This window comes from Methanoregula sp. (assembly GCF_049510175.1).
Lineage (GTDB): Archaea > Halobacteriota > Methanomicrobia > Methanomicrobiales > Methanospirillaceae > Methanoregula.
On the sequence record NZ_JBEKZF010000041.1, the window covers coordinates 1 to 1028 of the forward strand.

The 1028-nt window shown below is 53.3% G+C and carries 1 protein-coding gene; it reads right to left on the reverse strand.

The window, feature by feature from the left end:
• Positions 1-30: 30 nt before the first annotated feature.
• The coding region (gene mtrH, locus ABSG49_RS12270; RefSeq protein WP_424026420.1) for a tetrahydromethanopterin S-methyltransferase subunit H at positions 31-1028 on the reverse strand (998 nt) is incomplete at its 5' end.

Genomic DNA, 1028 nt, shown 5'->3' on the forward strand with positions numbered 1-1028 from the left:
AAAAAAAGAGATTACCGTGTTAACCACGGATTAGATGAGTTTAAAGATGGGGTGGTTATCTGCCTTCACATCGATACCAAGGGGTCGCATTGCCTCAAGTATTACGATATCCGTGTAGGCCTGTGCGGTGATCATTGCTTCTACATTTTCGATAGGACCGTACATGATAAGGTTTGCACCGAGCGTGCTGGCGATCATGTTACAGCCGATATCGGGGGCGGACCATGCTGCCTGCTTGATACCCTCTATCCCACCGAGGTAATGGTGTGACATCTGCTCGAGGAGGAGATCCTTACCCTTGTACCCTGCTGCCAGAACTGAGGGTGTTTTGCTGGTCCCTTTCCAGCGTTTGAGCCAGGTCCACGCAACCGTCATGTTGTGGTACGCACCCCCGGTCGGGTAACCGTGGATGGCCTTGCAGGCAAGGATCTCACGGTATGCACTTCCTGATCCGAGACCGAGCGGGGTTGCTGCTGTGTCAAGAATCGGGCGTTTGATCCCGCACTCTTCGGCAATCTGCAGCATTCCCTTCGTCTGACCTGCAACGCCTCCTTGAGCAAGGACTTTTTCCCTGCCGGGAACGGATGGGTCAGCCGGGTTAAAGGCAAGAACAATTGCCGCGTCTACGTCACTGTTCTTGAGTGCCTCCATGTTCTCCGCCTGGATCGAACCGTTGATCGAGTTATAGATCGCACGGTGGGCAAGCCCGACATCAGTTACATATTTGCAGGCATGTGCCAGCGCCTTGGGTACTGACGAGTCCATCAGGAAAGCGGTCTTGTTGTCGATTTTATCGAACCAGCTGATGTAGCTCTCGAACGCTTCTGGAAATTCCGCAAGGATCTGGATGAAATGCGGAATACCGGTTGCATCAGAGAGTTCCTGACACCGGTTCCATAACGCCTCTGCCTTCGGTTTGTCGATCTTTCCCGTCTTGTCATCGAGCACGATCTCGTGCTTGTTGTAGAAGATCGAGGCGGCCAATACGGTAGGGTACTCGCCGGGCTGTCCACCAAGTTTAGTGCCGT